The sequence below is a fragment of the Enterococcus sp. 7F3_DIV0205 genome, from assembly GCF_002141365.2.
GTDB classification, from domain to species: domain Bacteria; phylum Bacillota; class Bacilli; order Lactobacillales; family Enterococcaceae; genus Enterococcus_L; species Enterococcus_L palustris.
Window position 1 is genome coordinate 1,535,372 of sequence record NZ_CP147244.1, and the last position, 15,752, is coordinate 1,551,123.

Genomic DNA, 15,752 nt, shown 5'->3' on the forward strand with positions numbered 1-15,752 from the left:
CATTTTTTTCGAATTTAAAGCTTTGGATAAAACTAAAAATTAGTTTTATCCAAAGCTTATTTTTTCTTATTCTACTGTGACGCTTTTCGCTAAATTACGTGGCTTATCTACATCATAGCCTCTTTGTAATGTCGCAAAGTAAGCAATTAATTGTGTCGGAATAATACTAGCTAATGGCGTTAATAAGGGATGCACGTCCGGGATGATAAACTGATCTGTTTCTTTAGACAACGCTGCTAGAGAAATCACAAAATTATGCGCTCCACGACTTTCAACTTCTTTTAGATTTCCTCGAGTATGTGTTGCCGTTTTTTCATCTGTAATCACACCAAACACAGGTGTTCCTTCTTCAATCAAGGCGATTGTCCCATGTTTTAGCTCACCAGCTGCGAAACCTTCAGCTTGAATATAAGAAATTTCTTTTAATTTCAATGAAGCTTCCATCGATACATAATAATCCACGCCCCGTCCGATATAAAAAGCGTTTCTCGTTGTTGATAAATAATCTTCAACTAACTGACTAATAAGCATTTTTTCATCGATTATGGTCTCCATAACAGCTGCAATCACACTTAACTCATGAGCGATATCAAAATCCAGTGATGCTTGATGTGCTTTGTTGTCTCCCACAGCTTTAGCAAGAACTGCTAAAACAGCTATTTGTGCAGTGTATGCTTTTGTTGACGCAACAGCTATTTCTGGTCCAGCATGAAGAAGTAATGTATGATCAGCTTCTCTAGATAAAGTAGACCCTGCTACATTGGTTAGTGTTAGTGATGGCAATCCTAGTTTATTCGTCTGTACCAATACTTGACGACTGTCCGCTGTTTCTCCACTTTGACTCAAAAAAATGAAAAATGGTTTTTCGGATAGTAACGGCATATTATAGCCGAACTCACTTGAAAGATGGACTTCAACTGGGATGTTTGTCATTTGCTCAAGAATTGCTTTGCCAACCCATCCAGCGTTATAGCTAGTACCACAAGCAATGATATAGATACGATCACTAGCAGTTATTTTTTCAATAATTTCTTTATCGATCACTGTTGTTCCAAATGTATCCGTATATTCTTGAATAATTCGACGCATAACAGTCGGCTGATCATCGATCTCTTTTAACATATAATAAGGATATGTGCCTTTTTCAATGTCACTTAAATCTAATTGCGCTTCATACGACTCACGATAAACAAGGTTGCCTTTTTCATCTTCGATTTCTATCTTATCCGCTTTGACAATCACCATTTCACCATCTGTAATTTCGACGAAATGATTGGTCTCAGCAAGCATTGCCATCGCATCACTACAAATCACATTAAAATTATCACCCAGACCAATCAGTAATGGACTTTTGTTTTTAGCGACATAAATTGTATCTGGATCATTTTTGTCGATCAACGCAAAAGCATATGAACCTTGAATCACGGTCAAAGCCTTCTTAAAAGCTTCTTTTGTTTCCATTCCTGCTTCTGAAAAGTGTTCAATCAAATGAACCACAATTTCAGTATCCGTCTCGCCTTCTAATTGTTTATTTTGAAGAAATTCCTGTTTTATTTCTTCAAAATTTTCGATCACACCATTGTGGACTAAAATAAACTGGTCATTGCTTGATGTATGAGGATGGGCATTTCTTTCACTTGGTTTTCCATGTGTGGCCCATCTTGTATGACCAATTCCTACTGTACCTTGAACGTCTGAATTGATTTTGCTCTGTAAATCAGCAATTCTTCCCAAGGATTTTACTAAATGATCTTCCTTATTTTTCCCTGTTACAAAAATCCCAGCTGAGTCATATCCTCTATATTCTAACTTTTCCAATCCTTGAATTAAAATATCTGTCGCATTCTCTTTTCCAATAATTCCTACAATTCCACACATATCTCCATATCCTACTTTCTCAATTGTCTTAGGGGATTTATCAAGAAAAAACATGAACGACTTAACAGAATCCTTAGCTATTTCCTGTTAAACTCACTTTGGATTTTTGACTATTAGTACGTTTGATTTTCTTGATAATTCATCGTGCGTTTCTATTCTGCATAGTTGGCGTTTTGTTATAATTTTGCAATTAATTTTTCTTTCCAACTTTTAGAGTACAGTCCCTAGAGCTATCCGCCGAATCTTTCGATAAGCTCTTTCCTCGTCACCTGATTACTCAGGCCTGGCGCTATTCCGTTATTGGTCTAACTGACCTCCTTTTCTTAAATTCAAATAGAAACTGCAATAATAATAACTCAAAACAAATATATTTGTCAACTTTTTTATTAAAAACAGAAATTGGTCTATATAAAACACGATAGAAATAATTTAAAAAAATGAATACAAAGTGTAAAAAGTAAGCAGTTCATTTTCTAAATTGTCTAAAAACCGCACAATGCATCAGATGCATCGTGCGGTTTTTAGTGTAAGTCATAGAGTTTAACATAATATCTTTAAAATTGTTAACTAAATGGATTATAAAATCGTCCGCCATTCACTTTGAATAAAGCAAAGCTAATAATCGTTAGTAAAACAGCTAATCCCATAACAAGAAAATCAGAAGTTTGAAAAGACTGTTGGGCATACCACGTTCTTTTCTTCTTCTCTCCAAATCGACGTAGCTCCATCGCAGTACTGATCGTCTCTATCCGATCTAAACTTGAAAGAATCAATGGAAAAACAATTTGCGCAGTTCCTTTCAATCGTTGGCTTAGTTTGCCTTTTTTAGACATTTCAAAGCCGCGCGCTTGTTGAGCTAGAGAGATATTAATAAAATCTTCTTGAATATCTGGAATATAACGAATAGCCAAAGCAACAGCATAACTGATTTTATAACTAACACCGATGCGATTTAAGCTAGAAGCAAATTCACTTGGATTTGTCGTTAATAGAAAAATCAACACTAATGGAATCGTACAAAAATACTTTAAAACTAAATTGAATTCGTAGAATAATTGCTCTTGCGTAAGGGTAAATCGACCGATCCCTTCCCAAATCACTGTTCTAGACTGATACAGTTCTACACCGTATTCTGGGGCAAACAGATAAACCGCAATAATATTCAATAATGAGAATACAAAAATAAATTTTACAACAAATGAAATCTGATGCCATTTAATATTCGAAAACCTAAATAAAACCAATGAAAATATCGTCATGCCTATTAAAAAACGTGTATCATAGGTCGTCATACAAGCGACAGATAACAGAATCAAAAAAATTAATTTGGCTGTTCCGTTCAATTTATGAATAACTGTATGATCAGGAATATACCCTAACATTTGATGTTCATTCATTTCAAACGCACCTCCTGATCATATGTCATAAAGTTTTCTGTAAATAAAAATGGATCATCCATTCCTAAATGTTGAGCAAAAGTAAATAAGCTCGTTTCTTTTAGTGAAGCTCGGTCAACCAACTCAGTGTTAGTCAAAACCTTCACAGGCGTTGTATCTGCAATGATTTTGCCATCGTACAATACCAAAGCACGATCTGTATATTCCAACATCAAATGCATGTCATGCGTGATCATCGCAATTGTCACACCCAGCTTATTCAACTCTTCCAAAAATGTCATCATCTCAGTATAATGTTTGAAATCTTGCCCTGCAGTTGGCTCATCTAATATAATCATTTCAGGCTCTAAAACTAAAATTGCAGCAATCGTAACTCGCTTCTTCTGTCCAAAACTAAGCGCTGAAATCGGCCAATGACGAAATGAATACAAACCACAGATTTTCAGCACCTTTTCAACTCGTACATTGATTTCTTCCTTAGGAATCCCCTTCAAAGTCAGCCCTAAAGCTACTTCTTCAAAAATCATTTTCTTGGAAATCATTTGATTCGGATTTTGCATGACAAACCCGATCTTATCAGCACGCTCTTTAATAGAGAATTGTGTAAAGTCTTCTCCTAACCAACTCATTTTTCCAGATTGGGGTGTAACAAAACCACAGATAGCTTTACTCAATGTTGATTTCCCCGCTCCATTTTCCCCAACAATGCTAAGCATTTCGCCTCGATTAAACGTAACCGAAACATCATTTAAAACAGAACGATCCGTTCGATCATATTGGTATGTCACATTTTCTAGTTCCAATAATGGCAATAATGTCTTTTTCTCTGGAATTTTCGTTTGATTTTTCATCCATTTTTCTATTTGTTCTTTTAGATTTGGTGCTTGAACTTTTTCAATAGTAGATAGATATGTTACTGTTTCCAAGTCAACATTTGCATATTTCATGGCTGTTATATACAGTGGTTCTCGAATTCCATGTTCTGTGAGGATATTTGTCTTCAATAATTCATCCGCAGGTAAATCAGCGACGATACGGCCCTCGTTAAAAACAATCACCCGATCGACTGAACGATATAAAACATCTTCTAAGCGATGTTCAATAATCAAAATAGTTGTTTTGGTTTTTTGATGGATTTCTTCAATCAGTGCGATTGTTTCTTTCCCTGTTTTGGGATCTAGATTCGCTAATGGTTCATCAAATAATAAGATCGGCGCTTCATCAATCAAAACACCTGCCATCGAGACTCGTTGTTTTTGTCCGCCAGACAAATCCTGCGGTCGATGATGTAAAAAGCCATTCAAACCAACTACTTCAGTCCAGTGATCCACTTCTGCTTTCATCTTAATTTGTGGAACTTCATCATTCTCCAGAGCAAATGCGACATCTTCCCCAACAGTTAACCCAATAAACTGACCATCTGTATCTTGTAAAACAGTTCCAACATCAAAAGATAAATCAAATAAACTTGTCTCTGTTAATTTTTTGTCGCCAATGGTTACTTCTCCAGTTATTTCTCCTTCATAGCTGTACGGGATCAAGCCATTGATACACTGAGCGAAAGTTGATTTACCACTACCACTTGGACCAACGATCAAGACTTTCTCTCCTTCATAGATCGTTAAATCAATATTATGTAATGTTGGTTCAGCCTGACTATGATATTGGAACGAAAAATCATTAAACGTTATCAGTGGTTTTTTCATTGATGCCACTCCTTTATTCTATGTAAAAAAGGACAAGAAAAGGCTGTTAAGCTTTAAAATCAAGCTTGCTTTTTCTCGCCCTTAATTTTATTTCAGAAAAGATATTTATACTAACTTCATTTTACTACATAATCAATCTTTTGTTAAACTACCTTTTTTAGTTCTCGTTGCGGCATAGGCTGCCATCAATAAGGTACCAATGATTCCCACTGCAATAATATTTAATATAACAGCAATCACACCTTGCGTGTATACTTTGCTAGCTGGTTCACTATAAATCAATACATCTAAAGTTGGTGCAATCAAGCCCCAAACTACAGCATTTCCAATCACTTGATAAATATTAAAATGAATAATGTCTTTTTTATTGAATTCGCCATGTTGAAGATCAATTTTTCTACCTGCAAAACCGTATATCATTCCTATGATACCAGAACAAACAATCCAACTCCACCATGCACTGCCATAAGTGGTAAAATCTTTTAATGTATGCCCAATCAAACCAATCAAGCCACCAGCTACCGGTCCAAAAATAACAGAAATCAAAGCCAGAAAAGGATAAGCTGTTTCTAAATTTGTATTAGGAAATCCTGTTGGAATCACAACAAAACGACCCAAAATAACAAATACCGCTGAACCGATCCCAATTGCTACGATTGTTTTTACTGAAAATTCTTTTTTCATATTCCCACTCCTATTCAAAAATTATCTTTGGCGCTTTCCTTAATTGGATCGTCCAGTCCGTTCCAGTTCCAATATGATACAATTTAGAAAATGAATCTTGATTGACTGCTACACCAATATTCACCAAAGAATTAACATAAACTAAAGGTTCTCCAATATTCACATCTGCAAAAGATTTAGCGAACTTCATGATATTCTGGTAAACTTTTTTTCCTTGATGATAGATCGTTACTTGCAATTGATCGTCATGAACAATATTTTCTTGTTTCATAAAAGCCAATGGAATATTTGTCCACAAAGAACCAAATCGAATATCTAAAACATCGATACTACCTTCTAAAATATGTTTATCATGTTTTGCTTCAATCAAAGTCAATCTTTCGATAGAATCAATTGCAACTGTACTACCTAGATCTTCAAAAGAAATTTCACCACTTGCCAATCGCGCACCATTGTAGGCATAAATATCTCGACCATGAAATGTGTGGCTCTCTTCTGAATGCGGCAAACGACTCGTAACTTCATCGATCGATCGAATTTCTTCAATTCCCTGATAATGGGAAATATGTGTTAGAGATCCATTATCTGGCGTAATAATATAATGACCAGAACTGGTTTTTGCTACGATGCTTCTCCTTGTACTACCTACTCCTGGATCGACAACAGACACGAAAACTGTGCCCTTTGGCCAATACTTTACCGTTTGATACAACCGATAAGAAGCAGCCCAGATATCATAGGGAGGAATTTCATGTGTCAAATCACCAATGATGATTTCATCACTCACCATATGCGCTACACCATACATTGCACTTACTGCTCCATCACCGAGTCCAAAATCGGTTTGTAAAACTAAGTAATTCCCCATCATATTACTCCTCTCTTCATAGTTCCATATGTTTATAAAAAATGGATTGATAGGGAGCTCTTTCCCATCAATTCTCAAACATAGTACCTTTTTCTGTTTATTCTGTCAATAAAATTATCGAACGATCACGAAAACAATTCTAATATTATTCGTCATTTATACAACCAGAAAAATAACCTGCTACATGATTCCATGTAGACAGGTTATTCAAATATCTTTAGCCTATGCCGATTTCTGCTTTCACAACATCAGCAATTTTATCAACATAATAATCTACTTTTTCTTGTGTTGGTGCTTCCGCCATCACACGCAACAATGGTTCCGTTCCAGAAGGTCGAACCAAAATACGACCATCACCATTCATTTCTGTCTCCATCAATTCAACTATTTCTTTGATTGCAGGAACATCCATCGCACCATGTTTGTCTGTCACTCGAATATTCACTAATTTTTGTGGATAAACCGTCAATTCAGAAGCAAGTTCTGACAATTTTTTTCCTGTTTGTTTCATTACATTTAATAATTGAATACCCGAAAGCATTCCATCACCTGTTGTATTATAATCCAAGAAAATCATATGACCTGATTGTTCACCGCCAAAATTATAGTCATTTTTACGCATTTCTTCAACGACATAACGATCACCGACTTGAGTGATTACATCTTTCATTCCAGCTGCTTCAACAGCTTTACGGAAACCTAAATTACTCATGACGGTTGTAACGATCGTATCTTTTTTCAAGCGATTCTTTTCAGCAAGATACTTCGCACAGATAAACATGATCTTATCCCCATCTACAATGTTCCCCAACTCATCAACGGCAATAATTCGATCACCATCACCATCGAAAGCGAGACCCGCATCTGCCCCTTTTTCAACAACCATTTCGGCTAATTTTTCAGGATGTGTAGATCCAACACCATCATTGATATTCAAGCCATTAGGACTTGTACCCATTGTATAAAAATCAGTTTCTAAGTCTGCGAACAAGCGGTTGACTGAGGTTGCAGTTGCACCATTTGCAGCATCTATACAAACAGTCAAACCAGACAAATCACCTGGAATTGTTTGGACTAAGAATTGCGAATACTTCAATAACCCTTCTGGAAATTCGTCAAGTGTTCCTAACCCTTCTGCTGAAGGACGAGGTAAATTGTCTTCTTCTGCATCCAGTAATGCTTCGATTTCAAGTTCTTGATCATCTACTAATTTAAACCCATCTGAACCAAAAAACTTAATACCATTATCTTCTGCTGGATTATGTGATGCTGAGATCATGACACCAGCTGAAGCTTTTTGCAATCTTGTTAGATAAGCAACTCCTGGTGTTGATATAACACCTAATTGAAAAACTTCGATTCCAACAGATAACAATCCTGAAATCAAGGCTTGTTCTAATAACTGACCTGAGATACGTGTATCACGACCGACTAATACTCTTGGACGACGTGTGGAATCTTCATGTTGGCTTAATACATATCCGCCAAAACGTCCTAATTTAAATGCTAATTCTGGTGTTAATTCCTTATTGGCAATCCCTCTAACACCATCTGTTCCAAAATATTTACCCATTATAACTCTCCTTCTACTTACTAAGGTAGCAACAGCTACTTCTATTTAGCAAAACTCAAACGAAACAGCTGATCACCTAAGTCGATCAACTTAATTTGCAGGAACTGAACTACTCCCATTACTTGTCCCCTCTTCATCAGTACTCTCAACACTTGATGAACTTGACGAGCTGGAGCTACTAGAGGAACTAGTTGTTTTTTCACTGGACGGCAACGGGTTTGGCGAAACTTGACTTGAATAAGATGTTGTTGTACTTTGTCCGCCAGTTTCAGAAAAACTATTATTCGTTTCTGCAAAGATTGGATTGATCGTCACTTCTACTTCCTCTGGTAAAACAATGTACTCTGCGTTTGTCGGAATCTTTATTTTCTTTTTAGTTGATGATTTTATATTACTAACATCAATAGGTAATTCTATCGTGTCGATAGCATCTAATACTGATTTTGTTCCTCTAATTTCAACTTTTTGCTCAGAGAGATTAAAGGTATAATGCTCAACGCCCGAAGGTGGTGACCCTGTTGGACTGATTGTCAACCCAACTTCTTTTGAAGGCAACGTTAAATCAACGACAACTTTTACTTGTGGTGCCGGATTTTCAATACTTAACACTTGCCCTTTACTATCAATAGCCTGAACATTGACCGTTTGTTTGATCGTGTCAACGGATTGCTTAACATTTGATAGTGGTGCAATAACGCGAGTGATCGCTTTAGCAGTCTCTTCACCTGTTGTGATTTTTACTGTTTTAGGGTTTACTGCAATTTTCTCCACTTTATAGCCTTCAGCCTCAATGGACTCTGGCAATTGAGCTTCTACGTTAAATACTTTGGTTACTTTTTTCTCGACAGTCACTGTGATCGTTTTCGGTTCTATTTCAGCTGTCACAGCAGTACTCAAACCTTTAACTCTTAATTGGATTTCTGAAGTTCCAAGCGGCGTCTTCGTTAAATCAGCAACAACTTGAAAATTTCTAGTATCTTCATTCGCTTCTAAATTCAATTGGATACGATTGGCGCTGCTTAAATGGACATTAACGGTTTCTTCATAACCAGATACAAAATACTTGCTTTGATCATATTCTACTTGAACTGGAATATTATAAAGCATTTCGTCATACACTTGGGTTGTACCTGACATATTGGAGATATTTCCAGATGAATTGACATTGAAAAATAGTACCAAAGTAAAAAGTAATGCTAATAATCCAGATACCCAATTACTTTGTGAGGGCTTTTTCATCGCTTCTTCGCCCCTTTCGAAACACCTTCGAGGAAGTGTTGCAAAAGATTCTTTTTGTCTTTACTTTCTTCGTCTGGCACTAATTCTGCTCTGAGAATTTTTAAATACTCTTCCTGTGTTAATCTAGGAATTAAATCGTTGTTTAATGTTAAACTAACATCACCTGTTTCTTCCGACACAATAATCGTCACAGCATCACTGACTTCACTGATACCGACAGCTGCTCTATGGCGGGTACCGAATTCTTTTGGAATCAAGTTACTTTCTGACAAAGGCAAATAAGCACTTGCTACGGCGATTTTCCCTTGCTTCACGATCACTGCGCCATCATGCAGCGGTGTATTCGGAATAAAAATATTGATCAGCAATTCCCCAGTAATATCAGCATCTAGCGGAATACCCGTTTCAATATATTCGTCCAACCCAGTATTTCTTTCCACTGTGATCAGAGCACCAATCTTTCGTTTGGACATATATTGAATGGCTTTATCAAAGGCAAGAATCATTTTTTCATCTTCTTGCTGCTCAGATTTAGTCGTGCGGAAAAATGAACTTCTACCGAGATGCTCTAACCCTCGCCGGACTTCCGGTTGAAAAATCACGACCGCTGCAATCACACCATACATGATGACTTGATTCATCAGCCAGGATAATGTATGTAGACCAATAATTTCACTTAAAGCACGAATTCCAATAAAAACTGCGACTCCTTTTAATAGCTGGACAGCTTTTGTACCTTTGACAAGCATAATCAACTTGTAGACAAGATACCATACTACCAGAATATCGATAATATTAATAATATAATCACGGGACAAGAAATCAGATGAGATCAATTGTCGCCAATAATTTAAATCAAATAATTGACTAAGTTGAAAAGACATCATAAACCTCACCTCTTTCTGAAGATTTCTTAATAAGTATACCATAATCTTTTACTTGGTTACAGGATGAGTACGAACGATAGAAAAATTTAAATAAAAAATGAAAGAAGTAGATTTAAGTATCTCACTTCTTTCATTCCAAATCAAACGGACTTTTTATTATTCTGTTTTTCCGCGTTTTGCTGCACGTTCAGCTCGTCTCGCTGCTCTTCTTGCATCAGCTTCTGGATCCGTCACTCGCTCTTTTTTCACGCGTGGGGCTTTTTCAACAACTACTTCATCTGTTGTTTTTTCTAGTTTTGCACGAATTTTTTCTTCTTGACCAGCCATGCGGGCATAATTGTAAAAGCGATTTTTCGCATCTTCAACAGTTTTTTCAAAAAGCTTACCTGCAAATTCAGGTTGTGTAGATTCTAATGAAGAAAAACGAACTTGTTTACGCATAAATGCTTGCATTTCTTCAAAATTCGGTTTTTTATAATCTAAAGTCATTGGATTTTTTCCTGACTCTCTTGACTCTGGATTGTAGCGATATAATGACCAATAACCAGAATTAACAGCTTCTTTTGCTTCTTCTAAAGTTTTACTCATACCACCCGCTAATCCATGGGTAATACATGGGGTATAAGCAATAATAATCGATGGTCCAGGGAAACGCTCTGCTTCTTCAAAGGCTTTGATCGTCTGCATTTGATTAGCACCTGACGCAATTTGAGCAACATAAACATTGCCATAGGTCATTGCCATCATGCCTAAATCTTTTTTAGAGACATATTTTCCGCTTGCAGAAAATTTTGCGATGGCAGACGCAGGTGTTGCTTTTGATGTTTGTCCGCCTGTATTAGAATATACTTCATTATCTAAAACCAGCATATTGACATCTGCACCGCTAGCAAGAACATGATCGATACCTCCATAACCGATATCGTAAGCCCAACCATCTCCACCAATCATCCATTGACTATTTTTCACAAACAAATCATGGTCTTCATAAATTGCCTCTAGTAAAGGTTTACCATTTTTTTCATCAAGCAAGGCTGCTTTTAGTTTTGCCGCTCGTTGTTGTGTCCCTTCACCAGTATGCATATGGTCGATCCAGTCTTCCATCAATAGTGTTAATTCAGGAGAAGCTACATGCATTGCGTCACTCATTTTCATCGCTAAATGTTCACGACGAGTTTGACTAGCTAACAGCATGCCATAACCAAATTCCGCATTATCTTCCAACAATGAATTCGACCAAGCGGGTCCTTGACCTTGCTCATTTGTGGTATAAGGAGACACTGGAGCCGCTCCGCCCCAAATGGAAGAACAACCAGTAGCATTTGCAATCATCATCCGATCACCGAACATTTGGGTCAATAATTTCACATAAGGAGTCTCTCCACAACCAGAACAAGCTCCTGAAAACTCTAATAGCGGCTTATTAAATTGCGTGCCTAAAACTGTGTTAGGTTTGGCAGGATTTTCTTTTTGTTTCAACGTCATAGAGAATGCCCAGTTCATTGCTTGTTCTTTTTGTTCTTCGTATGGTTTCATAACCAGAGCTTTCCCCTTAGCAGGACAAGCATCCACACAAAGTCCGCAACCAGTGCAATCTTCTATAGAAACTTGAATGCGGTATTTTAATCCATCCGCTCCACGCATTTCTCTGACAATGTATCCTTCAGGTGCTTCTTCCATTTCCTCATCATCTGCTAAAAACGGACGAATTGCCGCATGTGGACAAACAAAAGCACATTCATTACACATCGTACAACGATCGCTATTCCATTCTGGGACTTCAACAGCAATGCCACGTTTTTCCACAGCAGTTGTGCCAAGCGGCATTCGCCCGTCTGTCATATCATTTTTGATGAAAGCACTAACGGCAAGCTCATTTCCTTCTTGGCGATTGATTGGTTCTACAATTTCATGCACGTAATCAGTGATGTTTGCCTTACGAGCTTTCGGTTTTATTTCAACCGTTTTCCAAGCAGCCGGAACTTCGACCTTGTGTAAAAGCTCAACCGTACGTTCGATTGCTTGAACATTTTTCTCTACTACAGACATCGATTTGCGCGCGTAGCTTTTGAAGGCTTCTTCTTTTAAAATCGGTAACACTTCACCAAACGGCATGATATCCGCTAATTTGAAGAAGGCTGTCTCCATCGCAGTATTGATCCGTCCACCTAAACCAACTTCGCTGGCTAGCTTAACCGCATTGATTGTATAAAAATCAATGTCATTTTCAGCTAGATAGCGTTTTAATTTATTTGGTAAAAAGCGCTCTAATTGCTCATCATTCCAAACTGTATTCAGTAAAAATGTGCCGCCTTTTTTCAACCCTTTCACTAAGTCATACGTATTTAAATACGCTGCAGTATGACACGCAACAAAATCCGCATGCTCAATCAAATAAGTTGAACGAATCGGCGTCTCACCAAAACGTAAATGAGAAACTGTCAGTCCACCAGATTTTTTCGAATCATAATAGAAGAATCCCTGAGCATATTTATCCGTATGATCTCCAATGATTTTAATTGCCGATTTATTCGCACCAACTGTTCCATCTGAACCAAAACCCCAGAATTTTGCTTGATACGTTTTTGGATTAGTTAGATCCAGTGCTTCCCCACAATCAAGTGAAGTATAGGTCACATCGTCTACAATTCCAATTGTAAAACGAGATTTTACTGTTTTTTTGTCTTTTAATAATTCGTCATAAATCGCAATAATTTGATTTGGTAAAACATCTTTTGATCCCAATCCATAGCGTCCACCGATGATCATTGGACGCAGATCTGATTCATACATCGCACTTTGTACATCTAAAAGTAAAGGCTCACCGCCTGCTCCTGGTTCTTTTGTCCGATCCATTACGCCGATTGCTTTAACTGTTTTAGGCATTTTTTCTAAGAAGTTTTCAACAGGAAATGGACGATACAAATGAATATTCAAAAACCCAACTTTTCTGCCCTGTTTCGTTAAATAATCGATTGTTTGTTCGATTGTTTGAGCAGCTGATCCCATGGAAACAATCACTTCTTCTGCATCTGCTGCTCCATAGTACGTAACTAAATCATAGTCCGTTCCTCTTAACTCATTGATTTCATCCATATATTTCTTCACAACAAGTGGAATCTGTTCATAATAACTATTGATCGTTTCCCGTTGTTGAAAATGGATATCAGGATTTTGGTTTGTTCCACTTACGGAAGGATGATTTGGGTTCATACTTCTGCTGCGGAAATTAGCTAATTTTTCTTGATCCAATAATGGTGCTAATTCGTCATATTCTAATACTTCGATTTTTTGAATTTCATGACTTGTCCGAAATCCATCAAAAAAATTGATAAATGGAACACTGGATTCAATTGATGATAAGTGAGCAACCGCAGATAAATCCATCACTTCTTGCACACTGCTTTCACATAGCATGGCAAACCCAGTCTGACGAGCAGCCATAACATCTCCATGATCACCAAAAATGTTCAACGCATTCGTGGTTAACGCCCGACTCGCAACGTGGAAAACAGATGGAAGCAGTTCTCCTGCGATCTTATACATATTTGGAATCATTAATAGTAAGCCTTGTGATGCAGTATATGTAGTTGTTAACGCACCTGTTTTCAGTGAACCATGCACCACACCTGCGGCACCTGCTTCTGATTGCATTTCAACGATTTTAACAGGTTGTCCAAAGATATTTTGTTTGCCTTCGGCTGACCATTGATCGACAAGTTCAGCCATCGTCGAACTTGGTGTAATTGGATAAATAGCCGCTAATTCGGTAAATGCATATGAAATGTATGCGGCTGCTGTATTTCCATCCATCGTCTTCATTTTTCGCATAATAATATTCATCATCCTTCTATCTAAAAGTAGAATAGTTGCACGCATATTCTTCTTTATTATAACGGAAGCTATCCAATTTTGAAACAGTTTGTGAAAACATTTCACAAACTTAACGATTATTTACCTTTCTTACTTCAAAATAAGTAGTTTTTTTGTGAAAAAAAAGTCAGGATCAAGCTAATCCTAACTTTAGTCATTGTTTATTCAACTTTGAGTTGCTTCTTTTTCTTTTATACCTTATCCCTTTTTCTCCTAGGCGTCTAACGAGTTGATAAAATAAATTATCTGTAGGAGATAGCCACTTCTGCTTAAGATGATTTCGTTTATTTGTATCAAAATATCGAGGTGGATTGCCATCCAATGTATCGTGCGTATGTTCGGGATCAAATTTTGGTTGCTCCCCATAGTTAAATGATTCACCATTCACGATTGCACTGTCTAAAAGACCGCCTGTTTTCACTCGTTCGCTCCATTGACTTAAAAGCTGACCGTGTTCATCTAAAATAAATTCACTATGATAATCCGCAGACAAAATCTTTCGATAAAAACCACGTTTTCTGATTTTCTTTACTAACCCTTTATTTTTAAGAGTCCTAGTTCCTTTTTTTAAATCCTCTGTTGATATATCTGTGTCTAAATGAGCACGATTATGATATTGAGGATCTGCATAAAACCAATCATTGCCAAGAATCATTTTTATTGCGGCTTCATCATTTTCTAGTCCATATTTTTTTTTATAGTTTTCCACATAGTTTATATTACATCTATCCAATTGATTTCTAAATTGGTGGATTCTGGTTTCATCTGCGTATTTTTTCTTGAGGGCTACTTTTGTTAATTTTTTGTCTGCTTGCGCTATTATCAAACCAGTCGGATATGCTCGCTGCACGGCTTTTGCATAGCTATAAAAAAATAGATCACCCGGCGGCATTTGGGGGCAAAATCGATATTCAGTTGTTGCTAGCCGTAAATCTCCCCTCTCATCCAGATAACCACCTAAATGGTCAATAACCAGTAACACTTTTTCTTTATCTGAGAGTTGACTATTGTTAAACATTTCTGTATAGATCTTAGAACCAACAAAAAATGGCGATTGATCACTAATTTCTTTTATATTATTTATGTAGACAGTTAGAGCAGCCTTATCCCACCCTTGTTGCTGAAGTTTTTCTATTCTTTCGAGGATCGTCGAAGAAAAATCTACCTCTGTCATATCATTTCCCCTTAGTCTTTGTTTGACTTCTACTATACCTGCTTTTTTGTTAAATTTACACAAATTTGAACGGCAAAAAAGAAAAAATCCAAAACAAATAAAAATTGCCTTGGACCTGAAACTGTATATTTTAAGCAGAAACTTCATAACTTTTTCTAATTTTCTCTATAACGATGGACGGTTTAGTCTCTTTATTCTTGTGGGCATCACGATGCTCTTGTAAATGTTCTGGTCGTTTCAGCCAGTTTTGAAAGTCTTTTTTACTCTGCCATTTAGAAACCAGCATAAACTCACAGGTATCTTTATCCTCTGAAAACCAACATTCACTTGATAGGCACCCAGAAAATCCTAACATTGAAGCAACATCTTTACTTGTTTTTGCTTCAAATATTTCTTTGCCTTCTTTTTTTATAACAAAAGTAACAGTCTGAACAATCATACAGCTCTCTCCTTTCCATTTTTAATTGATAATG

Annotated in this window: 11 protein-coding genes; all 11 read right to left on the reverse strand. The window is 36.8% G+C overall.

Translation table 11 applies throughout. The features are described from left to right. Nucleotides 1-66: 66 nt before the first annotated feature. The 11 genes from glmS to A5821_RS07340 all read right to left on the reverse strand — a co-directional run bounded on the left by glmS (nucleotide 67) and on the right by A5821_RS07340 (nucleotide 15,718). Nucleotides 67-1,878 carry a glutamine--fructose-6-phosphate transaminase (isomerizing) gene (gene glmS / locus A5821_RS07290; RefSeq protein WP_086313910.1) on the reverse strand — a complete coding sequence of 604 codons (1,812 nt, stop codon included), beginning with the start codon at nucleotides 1,876-1,878 and terminating at the stop codon, nucleotides 67-69. 563 nt (nucleotides 1,879-2,441) lie between these two features. After that, nucleotides 2,442-3,275 carry an energy-coupling factor transporter transmembrane component T family protein gene (locus tag A5821_RS07295; RefSeq protein ID WP_086313911.1) on the reverse strand — a complete coding sequence of 278 codons (834 nt, stop codon included), beginning with the start codon at nucleotides 3,273-3,275 and terminating at the stop codon, nucleotides 2,442-2,444. Continuing rightward, complete coding sequence (locus tag A5821_RS07300) at nucleotides 3,272-4,981, reverse strand: ABC transporter ATP-binding protein (protein WP_086313912.1); 1,710 nt, start codon at nucleotides 4,979-4,981, stop codon at nucleotides 3,272-3,274. Before A5821_RS07300 ends, A5821_RS07295 begins: the two co-directional genes overlap by 4 nt. A 132-nt stretch (nucleotides 4,982-5,113) precedes the next feature. Then, nucleotides 5,114-5,665 (reverse strand): ECF-type riboflavin transporter substrate-binding protein, encoded by a 552-nt coding sequence (locus A5821_RS07305; RefSeq protein ID WP_086313913.1) that lies wholly within the window; start codon nucleotides 5,663-5,665, stop codon nucleotides 5,114-5,116. A gap of 10 nt (nucleotides 5,666-5,675) precedes the next feature. Then, nucleotides 5,676-6,533, reverse strand: a complete 858-nt coding sequence (locus A5821_RS07310; protein ID WP_086313914.1) for an SAM hydrolase/SAM-dependent halogenase family protein — start codon at nucleotides 6,531-6,533, stop codon at nucleotides 5,676-5,678. A 217-nt stretch (nucleotides 6,534-6,750) separates the two neighbouring features. Further along, nucleotides 6,751-8,106 carry a phosphoglucosamine mutase gene (gene glmM, locus A5821_RS07315; protein ID WP_086313915.1) on the reverse strand — a complete coding sequence of 452 codons (1,356 nt, stop codon included), beginning with the start codon at nucleotides 8,104-8,106 and terminating at the stop codon, nucleotides 6,751-6,753. 90 nt (nucleotides 8,107-8,196) lie between these two features. Next, nucleotides 8,197-9,345 carry a CdaR family protein gene (locus tag A5821_RS07320; RefSeq protein WP_086313916.1) on the reverse strand — a complete coding sequence of 383 codons (1,149 nt, stop codon included), beginning with the start codon at nucleotides 9,343-9,345 and terminating at the stop codon, nucleotides 8,197-8,199. After that, complete coding sequence (gene cdaA, locus A5821_RS07325) at nucleotides 9,342-10,229, reverse strand: diadenylate cyclase CdaA (RefSeq protein WP_086314324.1); 888 nt, start codon at nucleotides 10,227-10,229, stop codon at nucleotides 9,342-9,344. Before cdaA ends, A5821_RS07320 begins: the two co-directional genes overlap by 4 nt. Before the next feature lie 159 nt (nucleotides 10,230-10,388). Further along, nucleotides 10,389-14,063 (reverse strand): pyruvate:ferredoxin (flavodoxin) oxidoreductase, encoded by a 3,675-nt coding sequence (nifJ, locus tag A5821_RS07330; protein WP_086313917.1) that lies wholly within the window; start codon nucleotides 14,061-14,063, stop codon nucleotides 10,389-10,391. A gap of 196 nt (nucleotides 14,064-14,259) precedes the next feature. Beyond that, complete coding sequence (locus A5821_RS07335; RefSeq protein ID WP_086313918.1) at nucleotides 14,260-15,279, reverse strand: DUF3114 domain-containing protein; 1,020 nt, start codon at nucleotides 15,277-15,279, stop codon at nucleotides 14,260-14,262. A gap of 130 nt (nucleotides 15,280-15,409) precedes the next feature. Then, a complete protein-coding gene (locus A5821_RS07340) occupies nucleotides 15,410-15,718 on the reverse strand; it encodes an antibiotic biosynthesis monooxygenase family protein (protein WP_086313919.1) in 309 nt (102 codons plus the stop codon). Nucleotides 15,719-15,752: the final 34 nt, after the last annotated feature.